Origin of the sequence: Streptomyces massasporeus (genome assembly GCF_014648995.1) — a bacterium.
Classification (GTDB): domain Bacteria; phylum Actinomycetota; class Actinomycetes; order Streptomycetales; family Streptomycetaceae; genus Streptomyces; species Streptomyces massasporeus.
This window is the reverse complement of record NZ_BMSE01000001.1, coordinates 535,907-556,833: the sequence shown is the minus strand read 5'-3', so window position 1 is coordinate 556,833 and position 20,927 is coordinate 535,907. Positions and strand designations below refer to the sequence as shown.

19 protein-coding genes and 1 tRNA gene are annotated in these 20,927 nt (G+C 72.8%); 10 read left to right on the top strand and 10 right to left on the bottom strand.

The features are described 5' to 3' along the window. Window position 1: 1 nt before the first annotated feature. Window positions 2-904, top strand: coding sequence for a sugar phosphate isomerase/epimerase family protein (locus IE153_RS02575; RefSeq protein WP_189588017.1), 903 nt, complete (start codon window positions 2-4; stop codon window positions 902-904). Window positions 905-922: 18 nt separating this feature from the next. Beyond that, window positions 923-1,942: a Gfo/Idh/MocA family protein gene (locus IE153_RS02570; protein WP_189588016.1), complete on the top strand. Its 1,020-nt coding sequence runs from the start codon at window positions 923-925 to the stop codon at window positions 1,940-1,942. Window positions 1,943-2,238: 296 nt separating this feature from the next. Here the strand turns inward: IE153_RS02570 and IE153_RS02565 are convergent, their stop codons facing one another. The 5 genes from IE153_RS02565 to IE153_RS02545 form a co-directional block, all read right to left on the bottom strand. Continuing rightward, window positions 2,239-2,625, bottom strand: a complete 387-nt coding sequence (locus tag IE153_RS02565; protein ID WP_189588014.1) for a hypothetical protein — start codon at window positions 2,623-2,625, stop codon at window positions 2,239-2,241. Between the two features lie 396 nt (window positions 2,626-3,021). Continuing rightward, on the bottom strand, window positions 3,022-4,044 hold the full coding sequence (locus IE153_RS02560; protein WP_189588012.1) for a Gfo/Idh/MocA family protein: 1,023 nt from the start codon (window positions 4,042-4,044) through the stop codon (window positions 3,022-3,024). Next, on the bottom strand, window positions 4,041-5,045 hold the full coding sequence (locus IE153_RS02555) for a Gfo/Idh/MocA family protein (protein ID WP_189588011.1): 1,005 nt from the start codon (window positions 5,043-5,045) through the stop codon (window positions 4,041-4,043). The genes IE153_RS02560 and IE153_RS02555 overlap by 4 nt, the downstream gene beginning before the upstream one ends. 47 nt (window positions 5,046-5,092) lie before the next feature. Beyond that, the gene (locus IE153_RS02550) at window positions 5,093-5,869 is read right to left on the bottom strand and encodes an SDR family oxidoreductase (protein WP_189588010.1); all 777 of its coding nucleotides are present in this window, start codon (window positions 5,867-5,869) and stop codon (window positions 5,093-5,095) included. An 8-nt stretch (window positions 5,870-5,877) separates the two neighbouring features. Then, window positions 5,878-7,035 (bottom strand): phytanoyl-CoA dioxygenase family protein, encoded by a 1,158-nt coding sequence (locus tag IE153_RS02545; protein ID WP_189588009.1) that lies wholly within the window; start codon window positions 7,033-7,035, stop codon window positions 5,878-5,880. Between the two features lie 108 nt (window positions 7,036-7,143). On the opposite strand from IE153_RS02545, the gene IE153_RS02540 reads away from it, so the two are divergent. Both IE153_RS02540 and IE153_RS02535 read left to right on the top strand, forming a co-directional pair. Further along, window positions 7,144-8,175 carry a LacI family DNA-binding transcriptional regulator gene (locus tag IE153_RS02540; RefSeq protein ID WP_097222140.1) on the top strand — a complete coding sequence of 344 codons (1,032 nt, stop codon included), beginning with the start codon at window positions 7,144-7,146 and terminating at the stop codon, window positions 8,173-8,175. A 63-nt stretch (window positions 8,176-8,238) separates the two neighbouring features. Continuing rightward, window positions 8,239-8,850, top strand: a complete 612-nt coding sequence (locus IE153_RS02535) for a TMEM175 family protein (RefSeq protein WP_097222141.1) — start codon at window positions 8,239-8,241, stop codon at window positions 8,848-8,850. A gap of 52 nt (window positions 8,851-8,902) precedes the next feature. On the opposite strand, the gene IE153_RS02530 is transcribed toward IE153_RS02535, so the two are convergent. Next, entirely contained in the window at window positions 8,903-10,066 is a 1,164-nt protein-coding gene (locus tag IE153_RS02530) for a Gfo/Idh/MocA family protein (protein WP_189588008.1), read from the bottom strand. A gap of 111 nt (window positions 10,067-10,177) precedes the next feature. Between IE153_RS02530 and IE153_RS02525 the strand changes: the two genes are divergently transcribed. Then, window positions 10,178-11,176 carry a LacI family DNA-binding transcriptional regulator gene (locus tag IE153_RS02525; RefSeq protein WP_189588007.1) on the top strand — a complete coding sequence of 333 codons (999 nt, stop codon included), beginning with the start codon at window positions 10,178-10,180 and terminating at the stop codon, window positions 11,174-11,176. Between the two features lie 13 nt (window positions 11,177-11,189). Here the strand turns inward: IE153_RS02525 and IE153_RS02520 are convergent, their stop codons facing one another. Then, window positions 11,190-11,534, bottom strand: a complete 345-nt coding sequence (locus IE153_RS02520; protein ID WP_189588006.1) for a cupin domain-containing protein — start codon at window positions 11,532-11,534, stop codon at window positions 11,190-11,192. Window positions 11,535-11,648: 114 nt separating this feature from the next. On the opposite strand from IE153_RS02520, the gene IE153_RS02515 reads away from it, so the two are divergent. The 4 genes from IE153_RS02515 (at window position 11,649) to IE153_RS42855 (ending at window position 13,133) form a co-directional block, all read left to right on the top strand. Next, on the top strand, window positions 11,649-12,194 hold the full coding sequence (locus IE153_RS02515; RefSeq protein ID WP_438817892.1) for a GntR family transcriptional regulator: 546 nt from the start codon (window positions 11,649-11,651) through the stop codon (window positions 12,192-12,194). Between the two features lie 287 nt (window positions 12,195-12,481). Further along, entirely contained in the window at window positions 12,482-12,703 is a 222-nt protein-coding gene (locus IE153_RS02510) for a hypothetical protein (protein ID WP_189588005.1), read from the top strand. Window positions 12,704-12,746: 43 nt separating this feature from the next. Further along, window positions 12,747-12,820, top strand: a tRNA-Pro gene (locus tag IE153_RS02505). A 235-nt stretch (window positions 12,821-13,055) separates the two neighbouring features. Continuing rightward, window positions 13,056-13,133 carry a 50S ribosomal protein bL37 gene (locus tag IE153_RS42855; RefSeq protein WP_370443954.1) on the top strand — a complete coding sequence of 26 codons (78 nt, stop codon included), beginning with the start codon at window positions 13,056-13,058 and terminating at the stop codon, window positions 13,131-13,133. A gap of 202 nt (window positions 13,134-13,335) precedes the next feature. On the opposite strand, the gene IE153_RS02500 is transcribed toward IE153_RS42855, so the two are convergent. Continuing rightward, on the bottom strand, window positions 13,336-14,610 hold the full coding sequence (locus tag IE153_RS02500; protein ID WP_189588003.1) for a cation:proton antiporter: 1,275 nt from the start codon (window positions 14,608-14,610) through the stop codon (window positions 13,336-13,338). 485 nt (window positions 14,611-15,095) lie between these two features. After that, window positions 15,096-16,181, bottom strand: coding sequence for a beta-glucuronidase AbsR1 (absR1, locus tag IE153_RS02495; protein WP_189588001.1), 1,086 nt, complete (start codon window positions 16,179-16,181; stop codon window positions 15,096-15,098). Window positions 16,182-16,280: 99 nt separating this feature from the next. Here absR1 and IE153_RS02490 point away from each other — a divergent pair, with 99 nt between their 5' ends. Next, entirely contained in the window at window positions 16,281-18,005 is a 1,725-nt protein-coding gene (locus IE153_RS02490; protein WP_189587999.1) for a LuxR family transcriptional regulator AbsR2, read from the top strand. A 278-nt stretch (window positions 18,006-18,283) separates the two neighbouring features. Here the strand turns inward: IE153_RS02490 and IE153_RS02485 are convergent, their stop codons facing one another. Next, entirely contained in the window at window positions 18,284-20,851 is a 2,568-nt protein-coding gene (locus IE153_RS02485) for a CHAT domain-containing protein (RefSeq protein ID WP_189588531.1), read from the bottom strand. Window positions 20,852-20,927: the final 76 nt, after the last annotated feature.

Here is a 20,927-nt window from a genome sequence, read left to right as displayed (position 1 = left end):
CATGGCCCTCGCGCTCGACCGCATCCGGGTCGGCTCCGCCCCCGACTCCTGGGGCGTCTGGTTCCCCGACGACCCCCAGCAGGTGCCCTGGGAACGCTTCCTCGACGAGGTCGCCGAGGCCGGCTACTCCTGGATCGAACTCGGCCCGTACGGCTACCTGCCGACGGACCCGGCGCGGCTCACCGACGAGGTGACCAAGCGGAACCTGAAGGTCTCCGCCGGCACCATCTTCTGCGGCCTGCACCGCGGCCCCTCCGAGTGGGACTCCACCTGGGAGCAGGTCAGCCGGGTCGCCGCCCTCACCCAGGCCATGGACGCGGGGCACCTCGTCGTCATCCCGTCCTTCTGGCGCGACGACAAGACCGCGGAGATCCTGGAGGCGCCGGAGCTCACCACCGAGCAGTGGCGCAACCTCACCACGGGCATGGAGCGCCTCGGCCGCGAGGTGAAGGACCGGTACGGCCTGGACATCGTCGTCCACCCGCACGCCGACACCCACATCGACACCGAGGCGCACGTCGAGCAGTTCCTCGACTCGACCGACTCCGACGCCGTCAACCTCTGCCTGGACACCGGGCACTACGCCTACTGCGGCGGCGACAGCGTCAAGCTGATCGAGACGTACGGCGAGCGCATCGGCTATCTGCACCTCAAGCAGGTCGACCCGGAGATCCTCGCCGATGTCGTCGAGAACGAGATGCCGTTCGGCCCGGCCGTCGCGCGCGGTGTGATGTGCGAACCGCCCGCCGGTGTCCCGGAGCTGGGCCCCGTCCTGACGGCCGCCCAGAAGCTGGGCGTGGACCTCTTCGCCATCGTCGAGCAGGACATGTACCCCTGTGAGCCGGACAAGCCGCTGCCGATCGCGGTGCGTACCCGCAAGTTCCTGAGGTCCTGCGGCGCCTGACGACCCGAAAGGACGGCCATGACGGAGCGTGCCCCTCTGGGAGTCGCGGTCATCGGTACCGGAAGGATGGGCGCGGACCATGTGCGTCGCATCCACGAAGTCACCAGCGGAGCACGGGTGGCGGCCGTCGTGGACGTCGACGCGGAGCGCGCGAAGGCCGTCGCCGCCCGTGTCGACGGCTGCACCGCCTACACCGACCCGGCTGCCGCGATGACGGCGGCCGACGTGGACGCCGTCCTGATCGCCTCCCCGGGCCCGGCCCACGAAGCCACCCTCCTCGCCGCCTTCGAGCACGATCTGCCCGTCCTGTGCGAGAAACCGCTCACCCCCGACGCGTCGTCCGCGCTGCGCGTCCTCGAAGCCGAACAGCGACTCGGCCACCGTCGGGTCCAGGTCGGCTTCATGCGCCGCTACGACCCCGAGTACGTGAAGCTGAAGGCCCTGCTGACGACGGGTCAGCTGGGTCGTCCGCTCATGCTGCACAATCGGCACCGCAACGTCGCCAGCCCGCCCTTCTTCACCAGCTCCATGCTGATCAGCGACTCCGTCGCCCACGAGGCCGACGCGACCCGCTGGCTGCTGGGCCACGAGATCACCGCCGTCACGGTGCTGCGCCCCACCCCCTCCGCCAGCGCCCCGGACGCCTTGCAGGACCCCCAGTTCGTCGTCTTCGAGACCGACGGCGGAGCCCTCAGCGACGTCGAGATCTTCGTCAACTGCGGCTTCGGCTACCAGGTCCAGGCCGAGGTGGTCTGCGAACGCGGCACCGCCCGCATCGGCGACGGCCACGCCCTGGTCACCAACATGGCCGGCCGCTGGGGCGGCACCATCGCCCAGGACTGGACCGAACGCTTCGAGACGGCCTACGACCACGAGATCCAGACCTGGATCGACGCCACCCGCCGCGGCGAGGTCACCGGCCCGAGCACCTGGGACGGCTACGCCGCGGCGGCGGTGTGCGAGGCGGGCGTGCGGGCACTTCAGGACGGGGGCCGCGTAGAGGTGGCGTTGGTGGAGAAGCCCGCCCTGTACCGGTGAGTGTGGGGGCCGCGGGTGTGGCGGCATTCTGGGGCGCCCGCTGCCGCTCTCGGCAGTCACCCACGGCCGCTTCGCGGCGCTCGCGCAAGTGGCGGTCGGTGCGAAGACGAATGAAGCCAGGCGCTTCACGTGGCCGCCCGCGCCGCTGGACTTGGCCGGTGTCAGGTGACCTTCGAGGCCTTGCACTCGGTCAAGCTGTCTCACGCCTCTTACGACTTTCCGCCCCGACTCCCAGTCGGGGGGGAAAGTCCGCAATCATCGTGGAGTAAAGCCGCGCCAGGCGAGGCTTTACTCCATCACCACTTCTTGCAGGCAGTCCCGAGGAGCTGCTGGTTGTCGACACGCTTGATCGACCCGCAGCTTCTGATTCCGACTCCCTTGGCGTATGTGGCATTGATCTTGATTTTGTGACTGCAGCTGCCCCCGGTGCTGCTGCCACCGCAAATCATTGTGTGCGTCTTGGTCGGCGAGGTGGTGGCGAAATAGGTGAGCTGATACTGGGCAGGGCCTTGGGGTTCCGGGAGCCCGTGGATGGTGACAGAGTTGACGTGCGTACCGCTGCCGAAAATCACCATTTCCACGTTGCCGCCGGTGACCGTCTCATCGGCAGTTGCCGGTGCGGATGCCATGGCTGTTATCGCCACTGCTGCGACGCCGACGCCGATCAGTCTCCTGACCTTCACGTTGCTGCCTCCTTGTTCCCCCTGACGCCACTTCCTGTGGCGCACTGGTCAGTTGGAGGGTACATGAAATGATCTATTGGGCGGCTGGTTCACGGAAGATTGCGGGTGCCTTTTCTGAGGAGGTCCGCCAATTCGGATCATTCACCCCGGAGGGTTTGATTAAATTCCTGGAATGTCCGGGATATGTGCCCCACTCAGGATTAGGAGTGCGTATTCGGGTTTGCCCTTTCCTTGAGCGCCTTGCCGCCCACGAGGGTGACGCGCCGTGACGCGGAGGTGCCGGCTGAGTCGACTGCCGTACGGCGCCGGTCCGCGAGGCAAGCACCCACCGCCCGATCCAGGGCATCACCGTCAACTGCCCTCAGCACACGCCCGATCGTCGCCGCCGACGCTCTCTCAGCCCGTGAGTGCCGTACGCGGACGCGGCTCGAACCCCGCCGCCCGATAGGCCTCGTCGATCAGTTCCATCGTCGTCACCGCGTCGTCCGCGTCCAGCGGCAGCGGAGCACCGCCCCGCACCCGGGCAGCGAACGCCTCCAGTTGGTAGGTGTACGACGAGCGGGTGCCGAGGTGTTCCGTGCGCTCGCCCTGCGTGGTGCGGATGACGATGCGGTCGTCCAGCTGGGGCAGGACGAAGTTCGGGGCCGTCGCCTCGCCCCGGGAGCCGACGATCCGGATGCTCATGTCCAGGCCGTCGTGGGCCATGTGGCAGCGGGCCGAGCCCGTCGCGCCGCCCGGGAATTCCAGATCGGCGTCCAGCCACTCGTCGACCCCGGGCGCGCCCGCGCGCTCCCCGGCCCGGGCCACGGTCAGGCGCGGTGCGCCGCCCGCCCAGGGGGCGAGCATCCGCAGCGCGTGCAGGCTGTAGCAGCCGAGGTCCATCAGGGCGCCGCCGGCCAGCGGCAGGGACCAGCGCGGGTCGGTGTCCGGCGGTGCGGCGATGGCGACCATGGCCTCGACGTGGCGCAGTTCGCCGAGTTCGCCCGAGGCCAGCAGCTCGTGCAGGCGCCGGGTGACCGGGTGGAAGAGGTAGTGGAAGGCCTCCATGAAGACCGTCCCGGCCTTCTCGGCGGCCTGCCGTACCTCGGCCGCCTCCGCGGCGTTGCTCGCCGACGGCTTCTCCGACAGCACGTGCTTGCCGACCGCGAGGGCGGCCAGGTTCCACGGGCCGTGCAGGCCGTTGGCGAGCGGGTTGTAGACGACGTCGACCTCGGGATCGGCGATCAGTTCGGCGTACGAGGACGCCACCCGCTCCACCCCGTGCCCGGCGGCGAACGCCTCGGCGCGGGCGCGGTCGCGGGCGGCCACCGCGACGAGGCGGTGGCCGGTCGCCCGGGCCGGGTCGATCAGGGAGCGTTCGGTGATCCGCGCGGCTCCCAGCACACCTATGCGCAGGGGTTCCCGGCCCGTCTCGCTCATGCCTGCCGTACCTCCTCGATCGTCACCGGCCGGTGCTCCCGCAGGGACAGGGTGCACGCGTCGGCGATCCAGCCCGCCTCCAGGGCGTCCTCGATCGTGCAGGGGGAGGGGCGGTTGCCGGCCACGACCTCGGTGAACGCGGTCAGTTCGGCGCGGTAGGCGTCGGTGAAGCGGTCCATGAAGAAGTCGTGCGGGGTGCCCGCCGGGAAGGTCACCCCGGGCTCGACCGAGCGCAGCGGCAGCTTGTCCTCCAGGCCGACGGCGATGGAGTCCTGGAAGCCGTGGATCTCCATGCGGACGTCGTAGCCGCGGGCGTTGTGGCGGGAGTTGGACACCACCGCGATGGTGCCGTCGTCGAGGGTGAGGATCGCGCCGGTGGTGTCGGCGTCGCCGGCCTCCTTGATGAAGTCCGCGCCGCGGTTGCCGCCGACGGCGTAGACCTCGGTCACCTCGCGGCCGGTCACCCAGCGGATGATGTCGAAGTCGTGCACCGAGCAGTCGCGGAAGATGCCGCCGGAGGAGGCGATGTAGGCGGCCGGCGGGGGCGCCGGGTCGAGCGTGGTCGAGCGGACCGTGTGCAGCGTGCCGAGCTCACCGCTCTGCACGGCGGCGCGGGCGTTGACGAACCCGGTGTCGAAACGGCGGTTGTAGCCGATCTGGATCGGCACGTCCCGGCCGGCGACGGCCTTGAGCACCTCGACACCCTCGGCCATGGTCCTGGCGACGGGCTTCTCGCAGAAGACGGGGACGCCGGCCTCGACACCGGCCAGGATCAGCGCGGGGTGGGCGTCCGTCGCGGCCGCGACGACGATGCCGTCCACACCGGCGGCGAGCAGGGCCTCCGGCGAGTCCACGACATCGGCCCCGAACCGCTCGGCGGCGGCCTTGGCGGCGTCCGCGAACGGGTCGGTGACGACGAGGGAGTCGACGGCGTCGAGTCCGGAGAGGGTCTCGGCGTGGAAGGCGCCGATGCGGCCGAGGCCGAGGATTCCGATACGCATGGGGGTGTTGCTCCTAGAGGAGGGGGAGGGTTGCTTGCGGAGAGGGCTCAGTCGAGTCCACCGAGCACGTTCTGGTCCCAGTCGATGACCGACCCGGTGACCACCCCGGACCGGTCCGACAGCAGGAAGACCACGAAGTCGGCGATCTCGTCCGGCTGGCCGAGCTTGCCCATGGGCAGCTTCGCGGCGGCTTCGTCACGCCAGTCGTCCCCGGCCCCGTGGAAGGCTTTCTGCGTGGCGTCCTCGCCTTCCGTTGCGGTCCAGCCGATGTTCAGGCCGTTGATCCGGACCCGGTCCCACCGGTGCGCGTGCGCGGCATTGCGGGTCAGGCCGATCAGCCCTGCCTTGGCGGCGACATAGGGCGCGAGGAACGGCTGCCCGCCGTGCGCCGACGACGTGATGATGTTGACGATCGTGCCGGGCGCCTCGCGCCCCACCATGTCCGCCACTGCCGCCTGCATCGCGAAGAACGGGCCCTTGAGGTTGATGCCGATGTGCTGGTCGAACAGCTCGGGCGTGGTGTCCAGCAGCGTTCCCCGGGACGTCAGGCCGGCGGAGTTCACGAGGCAGTCGACCCGGCCGTACGTCTGCACGACCCGGGCCACCGAGGCCCTGGCCTGCTCGGCGTCCGACAGGTCGGCCCGGACGTACAGGGCCTTGCCGCCGGCGGCGGTCAGCTCCTGCACCAGCGCCTCGCCGGGCTCCGGGCGCCGCCCGGTGACGGCCACGACCGCCCCCTCGCGGACCGCGGCCCGCGCGATGGCCGCGCCGACCCCCTGGCTGCCGCCGTTGACCAGGACGACCTTGTCGTCGAGAAGTCCCATCGAATTCCTCAGCTCTCTCGCCGTTCGGCACCGGTCCGAAGCTCCGATCGGAGCGCCTCCGGCGTCCATTCCTCGCGCAGCGCCCGCCGCACCAGGTCCGCCTGCGAGGGCGGGGCCAGGCCGTCGACCGGCGGGTCGCTGTCGAGGTTGGTGGGGAAGGGGTAGCCCTCGGCGCTCGCCGCGACCACGTTGTCCAGCCACGCCTGGTCGGCGCCTTCGGCCTTGCGCTTGAGGAGGACCGGGTACACCGCGTTGGCCACCGCCTCCCGGTCCACTGTCTCCATCGCCCGCCCGAACGCGGACGACACCTGCAGCAGGTTGGCCATGCGCCGGATGTCCGCGGAGCGGTTGGTGCCGGCCGCGTGGAAGAGGGCCGGGTTGAAGAACACGGCGTCGCCCTTGGCGAGCGGCAGCTGCACCTGGTGCGCGTCGAAGTACGCCCGGAACTCCGGGAGCCGCCAGGCGAGATAGCCCGGCTCGTACTTCTGTGAGTGCGGCAGGTACATCGTCGGCCCGGACTCCACGGGCATGTCGCGGTGCGCGACCGCGCCCTGGAGCGTCAGTACGGGGGAGAGGCGGTGCACCTGCGCCGGGTAGGCGGCGGCGACCTCGTTCGACAGGAAGCCCAGGTGGTAGTCGCGGTGCGCGGTCTGGGCGGCGCCACCCGGGTTGACCACGTTGAGCTGGGAGGTGACCTGGTAGCCGGGGCCGAGCCAGGCGGTGGCCACCAGGGCCAGGATGTCGTTCGCGTAATAGTCGGCGAACGCCTCCGGGTCGTAGAGGGCCGCCTTCTCCAGCGCGTTCCACACCCGGTCGTTGGCGCCCGGTCTGGCGAAGTGGTCACCGGCCGCCGCACCCGAGGCGCGCTGCTCGGCGATCAGCGCCTCGAACACGTCGGTGGCCCGGTCCACGACCCGGGGGTCGGGAAAGGCGCCGCGGAAGACCACGATGCCGGGCCCGTCGGCGAGCGCCCGCACCAGCTCGGCCTGGACCACCCGGTCGCCCTCGAGCAGGCCGCAGTCGTAGACGAGCACGTTGCGCTCCACGGCGGAGGCGTGCGGATAGTCGGCGGGATCGGTGGCCTGCTCGACCAGCGCGCGGAACGCGTCGAGATCGCAGTCCTGTTCGGACAGCCAGGAACGGTGGTGGACGGAAGTGAAGGACATCGTCGTCCCTTCGGGGTCACGGAGCGACGCAGCCCTGTCATTCTTGTCAGTACAAACCCCTCGAACAACCAGCAGCGAGCCATCAAAAACCCCTCAAGGAGCCGGCGCATGGGCCACCCGTTCCCGATCCGGGAGATCGCACGTCAGGCGGGCCTGAGCGAGGCGACCGTCGACCGGGTGCTGAACGGCAGGGGAGGCGTGCGCGAGAGCACCGCACGGGAGGTCCGCCAGGCCATCGCCGATCTCGACCGGCAGCGCACCCAGGTGCGGCTCGTCGGCCGCACGTTCATGGTCGACATCGTGATGCAGGCACCCGAGCGGTTCACCACGGCGATCCGCGCCGCCCTGGAGGCGGAGCTGCCGTCGCTGCGTCCGGCGGTGCTGCGCTCCCGCTTCCACTTCCGCGAGACCGGCCCGGCCGGGGAGCTCGTACGGATCCTGGACCGGATCGCCCGGCGCGGCTCGCAGGGCGTGATCCTCAAGGCCCCGGACGTCCCCGAGGTCACCGCCGCGGTCGGCCGGCTCGAAGCCGCCGGGGTACCGGTCGTGACCCTGGTGACCGACCTGCCGGCCAGCGCCCGCCTCGCCTACGTCGGTATAGACGACCGGGCGGCGGGAGCGACGGCCGCGTATCTGATGGGCCAGTGGCTGGGGGAGCGCCCGGGCAACATCCTCACCAGCCTCAGCAGCGGCTTCTTCCGCAACGAGGAGGAGCGTGAGATGGGCTTCCGCAGCGCCATGCGTGCCCGGCACCCCGAGCGCACGCTGGTCGAGATCGCCGAGGGACAGGGGCTGGACGCCACCCAGTACGACCTCGTCCGGGCCGCTCTGGAACGCGACCCCGGCATCCGTGCGGTGTACTCGATCGGCGGTGGCAACATCGCCACGCTGCGGGCCTTCGACGACCTCGGGCGCGAGTGCGCGGTGTTCGTCGCGCACGACCTCGACCACGACAACACCCGTCTGCTGCGCGAGCACCGGCTGTCCGCCGTGCTCCACCACGACCTGCGCCAGGACGTGCGTGAGGCCTGCCACACCGTGATGCGCGCCCACGACGCGCTGCCGCCGGCGGGGCCGACCCTGCCGTCGGCGATCCAGGTGGTGACGCCGTACAACATGCCCCCGCAGGCGGCCGTGTGATCCGAGGGCGATGCCGGGCGTGGGTCCGGGAGGAGCCGTGTGCCGGCCCCTACCGTCGGGCGCATGTGGACCTCGCGCCCGGACGGCGGCCCCGAGCGGTTGGTGACCCTGGTCGACGGTGTGTTCGCCATCGCCATCACCCTGCTCGTCCTGGATCTCTCCGTGCCCCGGGAGCTCGACCCCGCCGCCTACCGCCGGGCCCTGGGCGAGCTGCTCCCGGACCTCGGAGCGTACGCGCTGAGCGTCGCGGTGCTGGGGAGTTTCTGGCGTGACCACCGGCGGATCTTCCAGGACGTCCGGGAGATCGACGGCCAGGTGATCGGCATCTCGATGGTCGGCCTCGGCGTCGCGGCCCTGGTGCCGTTCCCGACCCGGCTGCTCGCCGAGTACGGCGCGCAGTCCGTGTCGGTCGCCGTCTACGCGGGCGCCGTCGCCGCGCTGGGCGCCTGCCACCTCGCAGTGGCCGCCGTCCTGGCGAGGCGCCCCTGGCTGCGCCACGACAGGCCCTCCGAGGCGGCGACCACGCTGTACCTTCTCGACAGCGCCACGTCGGTGGTCGTCTTCCTCGCCACCGTCCCGCTGGTCCTGGTGACGGGCCCGAGGATCATGTGGATGTGGCTCGCCCTCGTGCCGGTGAAGGTCTACCTGGGCCGAAGGCTGCACCGCCCGGGCTGAGGGCGGGAATCGCGCCTGAGCCCGGGCCCGGGCCGGGGGGACTTCCGCCCGGTCACCCCCGCCCGGTCACCTCCGCCCAGTTCCCGCTCTGCGCCGACCGCGCCATCGCGTCCAGCGCGGCCGCACTGTGCACGGCGTCCGCGAGCGTCGCTCCGTGCGGCGTGCCCTCGGCGACCGACCTGAGGAACCGGTACGCCTCGATGACCTTCAGGTCGTCGTACCCCATGGCGTTCGCGGCGCCCGGCTGGAACGCCGCGAACTCCCCGTGGCCCGGGCCGACATGGACGGTGGTGACGGACTGGTCCTGGTACGTGGTGCCCCGGCTGATGCCGAGCTCGTTCATGCGGCGGAAGTCCCAGAACACGGCGCCCTTGGTGCCGTGCACCTCGAAGCCGTAGTTGTTCTGCTCGCCGACCGAGACCCGGCAGGCCTCCAGGACGCCGCGCGCCCCGGAGGCGAAGCGCAGCAGGCAGCTGACGTAGTCCTCGTTCTCGACGGGGCCGAGTTCGCCTCCGGCGGCGCGGCTGTGGCCCGCCGTGGCGCCGGTGGGACGGGCCCGCTCCGGGAGGAAGATCGCCGTGTCGGCCGTCAGGGACGTGATGTCGCCGAGCAGATGACGGGCCAGGTCCACGCCGTGCGACGCCAGGTCGCCCAGCACCCCGCTGCCGCCCCGCTCTCGCTCGTAGCGCCAGGTCAGCGCGCCCTCGGGGTGGGCCGCGTAGTCGCTGAACAGCCGGACGCGGACATGGGTGACCGTGCCGATCTCCCCGGAGGCGATCAGTTCGCGGGCCGCCTCCACGGCGGGCGCGTTGCGGTAGTTGAAGCCCACGGCGCCCTGCACACCGGCCTTGGCGACCGCGTCCGCGACCGCCCCGGCGTCCTCGGCGGTCAGGCCCACCGGCTTCTCGATCCAGATGTGCCTGCCCGCCTCGGCCATGGCGACGCCGATCTCGCGGTGCAGGAAGTTCGGCGCGGTGATGCTGACCGCCCGCACGCGTGGGTCGGCGGCCACCTCGCGCCAGTCCCGCGTCGTCGAGGCGAACCCGAACTGCGCGGCGGCCTCCTCCGCCCTGCCCGGCACCTCCTCCGCGACGGCCACCAGCTGCGGGACGAGGGGCAGCTGCGGATAGTGGTGCCGCACGCGCGCGTACGCCTGGGTGTGCACCCGCCCCATCCAGCCGAATCCGATGACGGCGACGCCGAGCGTGTCCACCATGAGAGCCCCTCTTTGGACCGTTCCAGAACCTGTCCAGGCCACCCTGGGCGGGGTTCGGCGACGCTGTCAACCCTTTGACAAGCCGTGGCGTCGCATGGAACGGTCCATCCCATGAGAGCGCCGACGATCCGGGACGTGGCCGAGCGGGCCGGCGTCTCCAAGTCGCTGGTCTCCCTCGTGCTGCGCGGCTCCGACCAGGTGCGCCCCGAGAAGCGGGACGCCGTGCTCCGGGCCGCCCGGGAGCTCGGCTACCGGCCCAACGCCGCCGCCCGCAGCCTCAGCGAACAGCGCACCCGCACCGTCGGCGTCCTCCTGAACGACCTGCGCAACCCCTGGTTCGTGGACCTCCTCGACGGCTTGAACTCCCTGCTGCACGCCAACGGCCTGCGCATGCTGCTGGCCGACGCCCGCCTCAACCGCCGCACCGGTCAGGACCCGGCCGATCCGCTGCTGGACCTGCGGGTCGACGGGCTGGTCGTGGTCGGCACGCTGCCCGACCCGGCGGCCCTCGGTCAGGTGGCCGAGCGGATCCCGGTCGTGCTGGCCGGCTCCCGCGAACCGGCCCCGCCGGGTGTCGACGTCGTGGCGGGTGACGACGAGCGGGGCGCCCTGCTGGTCGCCGAGCACCTGATCGGCCTCGGGCACCGCCGTATCGCACACATCGCGGGCTACGGAGCGGTGGGCGAGCTGCGCCGCCGGAGCTTCGAGGCGACGATGCGCCGGCACGGCCTCGCGGACGAGGTGCTGGTCGAGCCGAGCGACATGACCGAGGAGGGTGGCTACCGCACGACCGTCCGGCTGCTCAGCCGCCCCGACCGGCCCACGGCCGTCTTCGCCGTCAACGACATCGCCGCCATCGGCGTGCTCTCGGCGGCCGAGGAGCTGGGGCTGCGCGTGCCGCGCGACCTGTCCGTCGTCGGCTACGACAACACCAGCATCGCCCGGCTGCGGCACGTGTGGCTCACGACGGTCGACAACTCCAGCCACGAGGTCGGCCGCCGCGCGGCCCAGTGCCTCCTGGAACGCTTCGAGGGCGCCGGCGGAGCGGGCCGGGTCCACCTGGCCACGCCCACCCTGGAGATCCGGGGATCGACGGCCCCGGCGCCCTGATCGCGCACCCCGCTCAGAGGTTGATCGCGTACGCCTTGCGCAGGGTCTCGTGCACCGTCCACGTCGTACGGTCGCCCTCGCGCAGGACGGCCATGTCACCGGGCCCGACCGTGAGCGTCGGCCCGCCCTCGACCTCGATCGTCGCCGAGCCGCTGATCACCACGAACAGTTCGTCGGCCTCGGTGTCGGTGACCACGCCGGGCGTGATCTGCCAGACGCCCCGGACCTGACGGCCGTCCTCCGACTCCCAGACCACCTTCCCGGTCACCTCGGGCGTCCCGGAGACGATCTGCTCGGGCGCGAGGGGCTCGGGTTCGAGCTCGGCGTCGCGGACGTGGAGTACGAAGCTGTGTGTCATGCGGCGACCTTAGCCCTGGTGAGCGGGGGAGCGGCCTGGACAGGGTGTGGGGTGCAGGCCGGGCCGGGCGGACACTCCGTCGCTCCGATTCCGCGGGTGTGCCGCTCCGAATCCGTGGGAGAGAACGAACTCGCCGAGCAGTTCGGTGTGACGAGGGCCGGCATCCGGGCGGCACTGATCGATCTGGAGGCCCAGGGCCTGGTCGAGCGGATCCGCAACCGCGGTTCGCGGGTCCGGGTGGTGACCGTGGAGGAGGCGGTCGCCATCACCGAGTGCCGCATGGTCCTGGAAGGGCTCTGTGCGGCGAAGGCGGCCGTGGCGGCGAGCGACGAGCAACTGGCCGAACTCACCGCCCTCGGCAGGGCGATGACCAAGGCCGTGGCCGACGGCGAACCGGTCACCTACTCGGACCTCAACCGCGAACTGCACGCCCGCATCCGGGAGTTCTCCGGCCGGCGGACGGCCGTGGAGCTGCTGGAGCGGCTCAACGCCCAACTGGTGCGCCACCGCTTCCAACTGGCGCTGCGGCCCGGGCGTCCTCAGCGATCCCTGAAGGAGCACCTGGCCGTGATCGAGACGATCGAGGCCAGGGATCCGCAGGCGGCCGAGACGGCCGTCCGCGCCCACCTCGGCAGTGTGATCGAGGCGCTGCGCGGCTGACGCACGCGCACGAGGCGGGCGCCTCACCTGTTTCACGGCCTTCGCGCTGGCGGGCGTGAGCTCCATGGTGTTCATCGGCCTGGCCGCCGTGCGCGGGTCGCGTCGGACGGCCGAGGACGGGACGAGCAGGGCGCTGCTGGGCGCACACTGACAAAGCTCCCGATGTCCGTCTCAACCCCTATGCCGTGGTCGGGAGTTCCCACCGATTGGCGTATTGTTTGCGGCATATGCCCGGGAGTTGAGATACCCGAAGGCATGCGACTGTGTGGGTGAAGGGGGAGCAGGACGTGGACGAGACGGGGCGACGACCCGCCCGGCGGACCGGGCTGCCCGGAGGCGCCGTCACGGCACTCCTGGCCGTGGCGGCCTGTGCCGGTCACGCGACCAAGGCGGACCTCCCCTGGTGGGCCGTCCTCGCCGTCGCCGTCTCGGCGGTGGGTCTCGCCGGCTGGACCCGGCGCCCGGAACGGCTGTCGGCACGGGCCGGGGGACGGCTCCCCATGCGGTAGGGTTGACCTGCGTGATCACGCGGTTCACCCGCGCGATGCGCATCGGGACGTGGCGCAGCTTGGTAGCGCACTTGACTGGGGGTCAAGGGGTCGCAGGTTCAAATCCTGTCGTCCCGACTCGTACGAGTCGCGAGCAAGGGCTGTTTTCGGAGGCATCCGGAGACAGCCCTTCGGTATTTCCGTGTTCAGGTTCGACCGCGGCCAGGCCGGGCCGGGCCGCCACCGTGACATAGGCCACCCGGGTGCATCTTCATCGTGTGCGTTTGCGTTCGCGTCGGATGGAAAGTGGCTCTGTAGTCACCGGACGCGCAATCCGGTGGATGGTGACCGAAAGCCGGAAAGAGGAGGTCCGATGTCCTCGAAGCGACGTCGCAAGAAGAAGGCCCGCCGCAAGAACGGCGCGAACCACGGCAGCCGTCCGCAGTCCTGAGAAGTCCTGCGGGCGCGCCGACACAAACGGGTGAGTGGCAGCCGCCACTCACCCGTTTGCGTTCGCAGGCGCGCCACGGCCTCTCGGCCGTCCGGTGCTGTCACAGGCGGAAGACCCGTCCGAGTGCGTCGGTCGGCGCGGGCTCCGTCTCCTCCATGCTCCACCGCCGGGGGGCCGTCAGCTACTCCACGGGGGTCTGTCGTCAGGGACCACCGCATCCGTGCGGGTACGCGGAGGACCGCATCCCGTCGGTCGAGGCCGGCGCCCCGCCCGGCGTGACGTCGCCGGGCTCCGGATGCCGGGGGAGAGGCTTCGGCATCACCACGGGGTCCGGCTTCTTCCCGGCTCGGTGGCGGGACCAGCAGCCGAACGCGATCTGCGCCCCGTAGTGCAGCAGATTGACCGTCACCACCGCCGGGGCGACGATGCCGACCGTCTTCGGGAAGTCGCGTTCGAGCGTGAGGGCCAGCAGCACGGCCGTGAGCCCGTTCTGCTGGCCGATGCCCAGCAGGATCCGGTCCCTTCGGGACAGACCGCGGACGAAGAGCGGCATCAACAGCACGGCCACCACCGCTTGCGCCAGGAACGCCGAGGCGCCGAGCAGCAGCCCCGGCCTGAGCGAGACCCCCTGGGCGACGAACAGGCCCAGCAGGACGGTGGCGAGCAGGAAGGCACTGGTGACCGCCCGCGCGAGAGGCCGGGTGAACGCCCGCGTGCGCAGGAACAGTCCGGCCACCGCCACGGCCAGCATGAGCATGCTCGCGGCGGCGAGCAGCAGCATGGCCACGACCAGGAGGACGGCGAGCGGCGTCGCCGGACGCCGGGGGTGCTCCGGCAGCTCCCCGGCCTGCCGCGCCGGCCACAGCCTCCCTCCCGCCCACCACGCCAGCAGGGCACCGGCCAGTAGCAGCGCGTTGAGAACCAGTCCGAGGGCGTAGCCCCGGGCACCACCTCCCATCACCGAGGGCGTGCCGCTGTGTCCGGCGGCCGTGTAGGCGTAGCCGGCGGCGTACAGCGTCAGCAGGACCGTCATCGGGTCGTCGAAGGAGGCCCACGCCGTGAGCAGGGAGCGGGCGCGCTGCGACATGTGCCCGTCCTTGCTGAGGGCGGCCACCGACAGCGGGTCGATCTGCGCGACGACGATGCCGAGGACCAGGTACTCCGGGCGGTCGAAGGCCAGGACCATGACGCCCGAGATCATCCCCGCCTTGAGGACGACCCCCAGCGTGACCGCGGCCACCACGCCCCGCAGGTCACGGCGCAGATCCGCGAGATCGATGCCGTACGTGCTGCCGTACAACCCCACGGCGAGCAGCAGCCCCGTGGCGACGACGTATCCGGTGGTGCCGACCAGGGGCGACGGGTCCGCCGCCAGGCCGATCAGAGTCCCCAGAACCAGCGCGCCGAGCGCGCCGAGCAGAACGGCCGGAACCGGCGGCAGCTTCCGCCGGGCACGGTCGCGTCGGGACTTCTCCACTTGCTTCCCCCCATCCCCCGGTGTTGCGCCGCGAGCGCAGTGGGGCCGTAGACACCTCGTGCGCTGGTCGATACGGATGTGCAACCGCGAGAGCAGTCAAGCGTAGATGTCGGTACCCGGACGGGGTAACACCCTTGCCGGCCTTTCCCAGCACGCTGCCCGGTGCCGGCCGCCGCTGAACGTTCTTCACCCATGAGGTGGATCCACGGTCCCCCGGCCGGTGCGCCCCGCGTCCGCCCCGCCGCTCTCGGCGGGGACCCGGACGGCGTCGCGTCCGTCGCGCGTGCGCCCCCGCCCCCGGCCGGACATCGGCGTGAACGCGCGGATGGCGGCGCACGCGCCGGTGGGCCGCACGCGGCCCGCGGGAGCCGGTGCCCCGGCACATGGCGTGGTCGAGGACGTCACCCACCCCCATGGGCGACGTCCTCGACCGCTCCCCCGGTGCCGGACTGTGGCTCAGGTGTCCGCGCGGCGGATGGGTGCCGTCACCAGCACATCACCGCCGTCTCGCCGCTGCCCCAGGCGGAGTAGAGGCGTACGCGGACGACATAGCGCCGGCCCTTGACGAGCCGGGCGCCGATCGTGGCGTTCTGCTCGGTTCCCCCGTCGTCCCGGCCCGCGACGTAACGGGGCCGTCCGTCCCGCTCCTCGAAGAGCACCACCACGGCATCGCAGTCGCCGAAGGTGCCCAGCGTGTACGTGCGGGTCTCCGGCGGGTCGATCACGAAGTCCGCCTGTTCGCCCGGGCCGAGCCCGAGCGGCGCCGAGCGGAACGGCACCAGCGCGGGCGAGCCCTGCGGATGCGTCGGCGGATACCAGCGCAGCACCGCCTCCTTGTCGGCGGCCGACAGGGTGCCGGGCGGGTTGAGGCCCCCGCGATACTGCTCCGGCTCCAGGATCAGCCCCGGCGCGAACGGGAACTCCATGATCGACTGCGGGTCCCAGAAGGACCCGTTGGCCTCGTCGGGGCCGAGCTTGCGCAGGATGTTGTAGTACGTCCGCTCCCGGCTCCAGTGGTGCGGCGGGCCCGCCAGCTCGGCGTAGACGGCCTCGTCGTCCCAGTGGATGCCCGCGAACGGACTCTGGTGCTCGTGCAGCATGCCGAGCGCGTGCCCGATCTGGTGCAGGGCCGTCGCGCGCTCCCCGGGCGCGGTCAGGTCCCAGCCGAAGTTCATGGTGCGTTCCTGCCGCCCGGCGAGCAGCGCGTCCCGGCCCACCGACGACCAGGAGCCGTCGCCGGCCTGGAACCCGATGCGCAGTTCCGCCTCCGAGCGGTCGTCGACCTCGGTGAAGGCGATCCCGATGCCGAGGTCCTGCCACTCCCGGAAGCACGACCGCACCACGTCGCGCTGCTCCTCGGCACCGGCCCACGACACCCGCCGCGTCATCCCCCTCCCCGGCACGGGGATGACGGACGCGTCGGTGTCACCGTCGAAGAACCAGTAGTGCAGAACGGTGCCGTTGACCCACTTCCGCCGCCCGCCCGCGAGCGCGCTCAGCCGCTCGGCCGCCGGCCCCGGTGCGAAGGCCGGCGCCGGCGCCTGAGCCAGCGAGCAGTAGCGTGCGGTCATGGGCCACAGCCTGCCCTGCGGCCCGTCCCGGGCGCCTGAGTCGGGGGCTACTCAAGTCGCCCTGTATCAAAGGTGAGTAGCCGCGCTCATGTCTGTGTGATGACTTACGAGAGGGACGTGACGACGCTGGAGCTGCCCTGGCCGTTCGCCGGGCGGGAGGACGAACTGGACCTGGTCCGGCGGTCGTCGACCGGCGTGCGGCGCGGCATCGTGGTGACGGGTCCGGCGGGCTGCGGCAAGACCCGCCTCGTCGCCGAGGCGGTCCGTGGCACCGACTGCGCGCGGGCGGCCGGTACGCCCGAGAGCCGAACCATCCCCTTCGCGGCGTTCGCCCATCTGCTGCCGGAGTCGGTCACGTTGCACCGCGCGGTCCGGCTGCTGTCCGGTGTCCGCACGCTGCTGGTGGACGACGCGCACCTGCTCGACGACGCCTCCGCCGCCCTCGTCCACCAACTCGCCGTGCACGGGCGGACCCGGCTGCTGGTCGTCGCCACGGACGGCGCCCCGGTGCCCGGCGCGATCTCCCGGCTGTGGACCGGCGAAGTCCTGCCGCGCCTCGCGCTGGAGCCGCTGCCCGAGGAGGAGACCGGCCGGCTGCTCACGGCCGGCGCCGGCCCGCTCGACGCGCTCACCGCGAACCGGCTGTGCCGTCTGAGCCGGGGCGATCTGCGGTTGCTGCGCGACATGCTGGGGGCGGTGCGCGGGCTGCTGACCCCCGTCCCGGGCACCGATGAGCGGGCCTGGCGGGGCCCCGTCCCGCTGACCACGGCCGTCCGTGAACGCACCGCCCCGGTCCTCGGCCGGACCTGCCCGCTCGAACGCGAGACCCTGGACCGCCTCGCCTTCGCCGAGCCCCTGCCCTCGCACCTGGACGACCTGGACCTCGGCGCCCTCGAAGTGCTGGAGTCCGACGGCCTGATCGAGGTCGACGACCATGGTGCCGTCCGTCTCGCACACCCCCTGTACGGGCCGGTGCTCCGGGCCGCGGCGGGCCGGCTGCGGGCCCGCCGGCTGGCCCGGACGGCCGACGTGTACGCCGCCGCTCTCGACGCCGAGTCGGCCGCCCTGGCCCGCCGGATCGACCAGGCCGACGTACGGGCGGTGGCCACGCCGGTGGGGGAGTGGCTGGTCGTCGGGGGCGGTGTGCTGCCGGGCGGGTACGCAGCCGTGCGCGCCCGGTTCGCGTGGTTGCGCGGGGAGGTGCGGGAGGCGGCGGCCTGGGCGCGGGAAGGCCTGCGGGGCGAGCCCGGACACGCGTCCTGCCGGGCCGAACTCGACCGCGCCGCGGCGGCGGTGGACAGCCCGGGCGATCCGGCTCCGGACCTGGAGGATCTCACCGACCCCTACGACGCCGTGCGCCTCGGCGCCCCCGAGAAGGTCATCGACCGGCTCGACGGCGTCTTCGCCCGGCACGCCGACGCACTCACCCGTGCCGACGGCCCGGACCTGGACGAGGTGGCCGGGGAGCTGGAGCGGCGGGGATTGTTGCTGTTCGCCGCCGAGGCGTACGCCCAGGCCGTAGGCGTCCATGGGGACCCGCGCGCCGCCCGGCACTCCCGCACCCGGGCCGTCGCCCTGGCCCGGCGCTGCCAGGGCGCCCGCACGCCCGCACTGTCCGGGCTGGTCCTCGGCGAACTCACCGCCCGGCAGCGGCAGATCGTCACCCTGGCGGCGACAGGCCTCACCAACCGGCAGATCGCCGAGCGCCTCACGCTGTCCGTCCGCACCGTCGGCAACCACCTGTACAGCGCCTACGCCCGACTCGGCGCGAGCGACCGCGGCGCCCTGCCCCTGGACCACACACCGGAAGCCCAGCCGGCCTGACCGGCCCGGGACCGGCGGCCTGACCCGAACAGGGGACGGGTCAGGCCGCCACAAGGACGGGGCCGGGGCGGGGCCTTCGCGGGGGCGGGGCAGCCCGCCCCGAACAGCGGGCCGCCATCCCGAGGAGTGGGGCGGGGGCGGGCCTCCCGGACAGTGGGACCGGCACAGCCCCCCCCGAACAGCGGGACCGGATCAGGCCGCCTTGAGTAGTGGGACCGGGCGGGCCACCCCGACGGGTCGGGCCGCGGCGCGGGCCGCCCCGAACCATGGGACCCCGGTCAGGCCGCCCCGAACGCCGAGAACGCCCAGCCCGTCGCCTGGTGCAGCGCGTCGCCCGGCAGGGCGGCCCGGGCGTCGCGCAGTGCTTCCGCCAGGGACAGGCCGGCGTCGAGGCCCTTGTGCAGCGCGAGCATCAGCGGCACCACCGCGGCGTCGTTCACGGGCGCGCTGCACGCCACCACCCCGGCTGTGCCGAGCGGCAGCAACGCCGTGACCAGGCCCAGCAGTTCGTCGGCGCCGACGGAGGCGAGGCGGGCGGTGTCGCAGCAGGACAGGATGATCCGGTACGGGCTGCGGTCCAGCCGCTCGAAGTCGTGCACGACGATCGGCCCGTCGGCCATCCGCAGGGACGAGAACAGCGGACTGTCCGCGCGGAACGTGCCGTGCGCGGCGATGTGCGCCAGCGCCGCCCCGTCCAGCTCCTCCAGCACCCGCGGCACCCGCGCCTCGTCCTCCTCCAGGACCGTCGCACAGCCGTACCGGCCGGCCAGCTCGGGCACCTCGGCACCGCCGGTCGCCAGGCCCGGGCCGCGCACCAGCACATGGCAGCCCTCCGGCGGCGGCGCGGTCTCCCGGGCCCGCAACCAGCTGCCCGCCGACGGCGACACGCTGAGCACCCGTTCCCGCAGCGACGGCAGCAGCGCCCACGGCACCCGGTGCAGCCGCCCCGGCGGCACGATCACCACCGGACCCCCGCCCAGCTGCGCCGCCGCCGGGCCGAGGAGCAGTTCCTCCAGCCGCCGCCCCGCCGCCTCCACCACCGGAAGCCGGGCCTCCGCCCCGGGGTGGGCCAGTCGCCGCAGCCCCGCCTGTACGTGTTCGGACTCGGTCTCGGCCTCGGCGAGCAGCCCGGCCTCGTACCGGCGCACCCGCCCCCGCCCGCACAGCAGGACCTGCACCCGTCCGTCGAGGACGGCCAGCTCCACCAGCAGGACCTCGTCGCCCAGCCGCTCCAGCAGCCGGGCGACGTCGAACCGGTCGCCGCCCCCGGGCGCCTCGCCCCTCATGTGCAGCGTGCGGGAGCGGATCTCCCGCTCCAGACGCCGCTGTTCACGCTCCAGCGCCGGGACCGGCCGGCCCTCCATCCGGGCGGCCTCCGCACGCGAGGCGATCTCGCGGAAGGCCGTCATGCCGCTGAGCAGCTCCGGGTCGGCGGGCGGCCGGGTCGGCGGTGTGGACAGCACGGTCGCACGCCAGCGCTCGCTCCACACCAGCAGCCGCCGCGGCCCGCCGGAGACCAGACTGGCCCGCTGCGCCAAGGCCGCGAGCTCCGCGCCCTGTTCGGTGGCACGGGCCCGCAGTTCCGAGGCGCCCAGTGTCATCCGGTGGTCGTCGAGGACGTCCAGGCCCCGTCGGCAGGCCTCCAGCACGCCCCGGGCCGACCCGGCGGCCTGCGCCCGCAGCGCCTGCGCCGCCCAGCCCGTCATCCGCGCCAGGGGCGGACCACTGCGCCGGCTGCGCGCGGCCACGGCCAAGTGCCGTTCCGCGTCCGCCGTCCAGCCCAGATCCAGCGCGATCCGGCCCGCGAGCAGCGACGCCTCCGGCGCGGCCGGTGAGCCGAAGGACGCCAGCTTCCCGGCCACCGCGGCGGCGTCGGCGACCAGCCGCCCCGAGCCGCGCCCGGCCGCGTGCCGGGCCTCGATCAGCACCAGCCGGGCGTGCGTCTCCCACCAGGTGCGCCGCTGCCCGGCGAACAGCCGTACCGCGAGGGCCGCACGGGCGATCGCCGTGTGCGGATCGCCCGCGGGCCGGGCGGCCCGCGCGGCGGCCAGCAGCAGCTCCGCCTTGCGGGTGGACTGCCCGCCGATGCCGTCCAGCTTCCCGATCGCCGCGTCCGCCTCGGCCAGCGCCTCCGGGGCGAGACCGGCGGCCATCAGCACCTCGCAGCGCCGGATGTTCAGCATGAACGTCGGCGTGCCGAGCCGGGCGTACCGCTCCTCCGCCTCGTCCAGCAGCCGCAGCGCCGCCGGTACGTCCCCCGACCGGAACGCGGCCAGGCCCCGGCTCTCCACGGCGTCGGCCTTGTCGTGCTCCTGGCCGGTGGTGTCCCACAGCGCCTCGGCCGCCGTGAAGTCCGCCTCCGCCCGCTCCACCGACCCCAGCGCAAGATGCACGGTGGCCCGCAGGGTCAGGGCCCGCGCCGTCCAGATCACGTCGTCCGCCTGCCGCAGCACGGGCACCGCCCGGCGCACGTCCTCCAGCGCCTCCCGATGGTGACCGAGCACCCACCACACGTACGCCCGCCGGTACAGCACCCGCGCCCTGGTGTGCCCCGCGCCCCGCGCGACACCCCGCTCGAAGGCCGACAGGCCCTCCCGGGTGCGGCCCGCGTGCACCAGCGCCACGCCCAGTGTGGCCAGCACGTCCGCCTCGCGGTCGGCCGAGTCGGCGCGCGCCGCGCACTCCCGGGCCCGCCGCAGGTGGTGCAGCGCGAGCCGCAGATCGCCGAAGTCCCGCTGCCAGATGCCGATCACCTGGTGGGCGACCGAGGCGTCCAGCGGGGTGGGGCCGGCGTCGAGCAGCGCCCGGGCCCTCGCGAGCGCCTCGCCCGGGTCGGCGAACACCATCGGCAGCAGTTCCGTCACCGAGTCGCTTCGCGCTGTCACTCCTCGGATGGTAGTGGTCCCGGAGCGCACCACACAG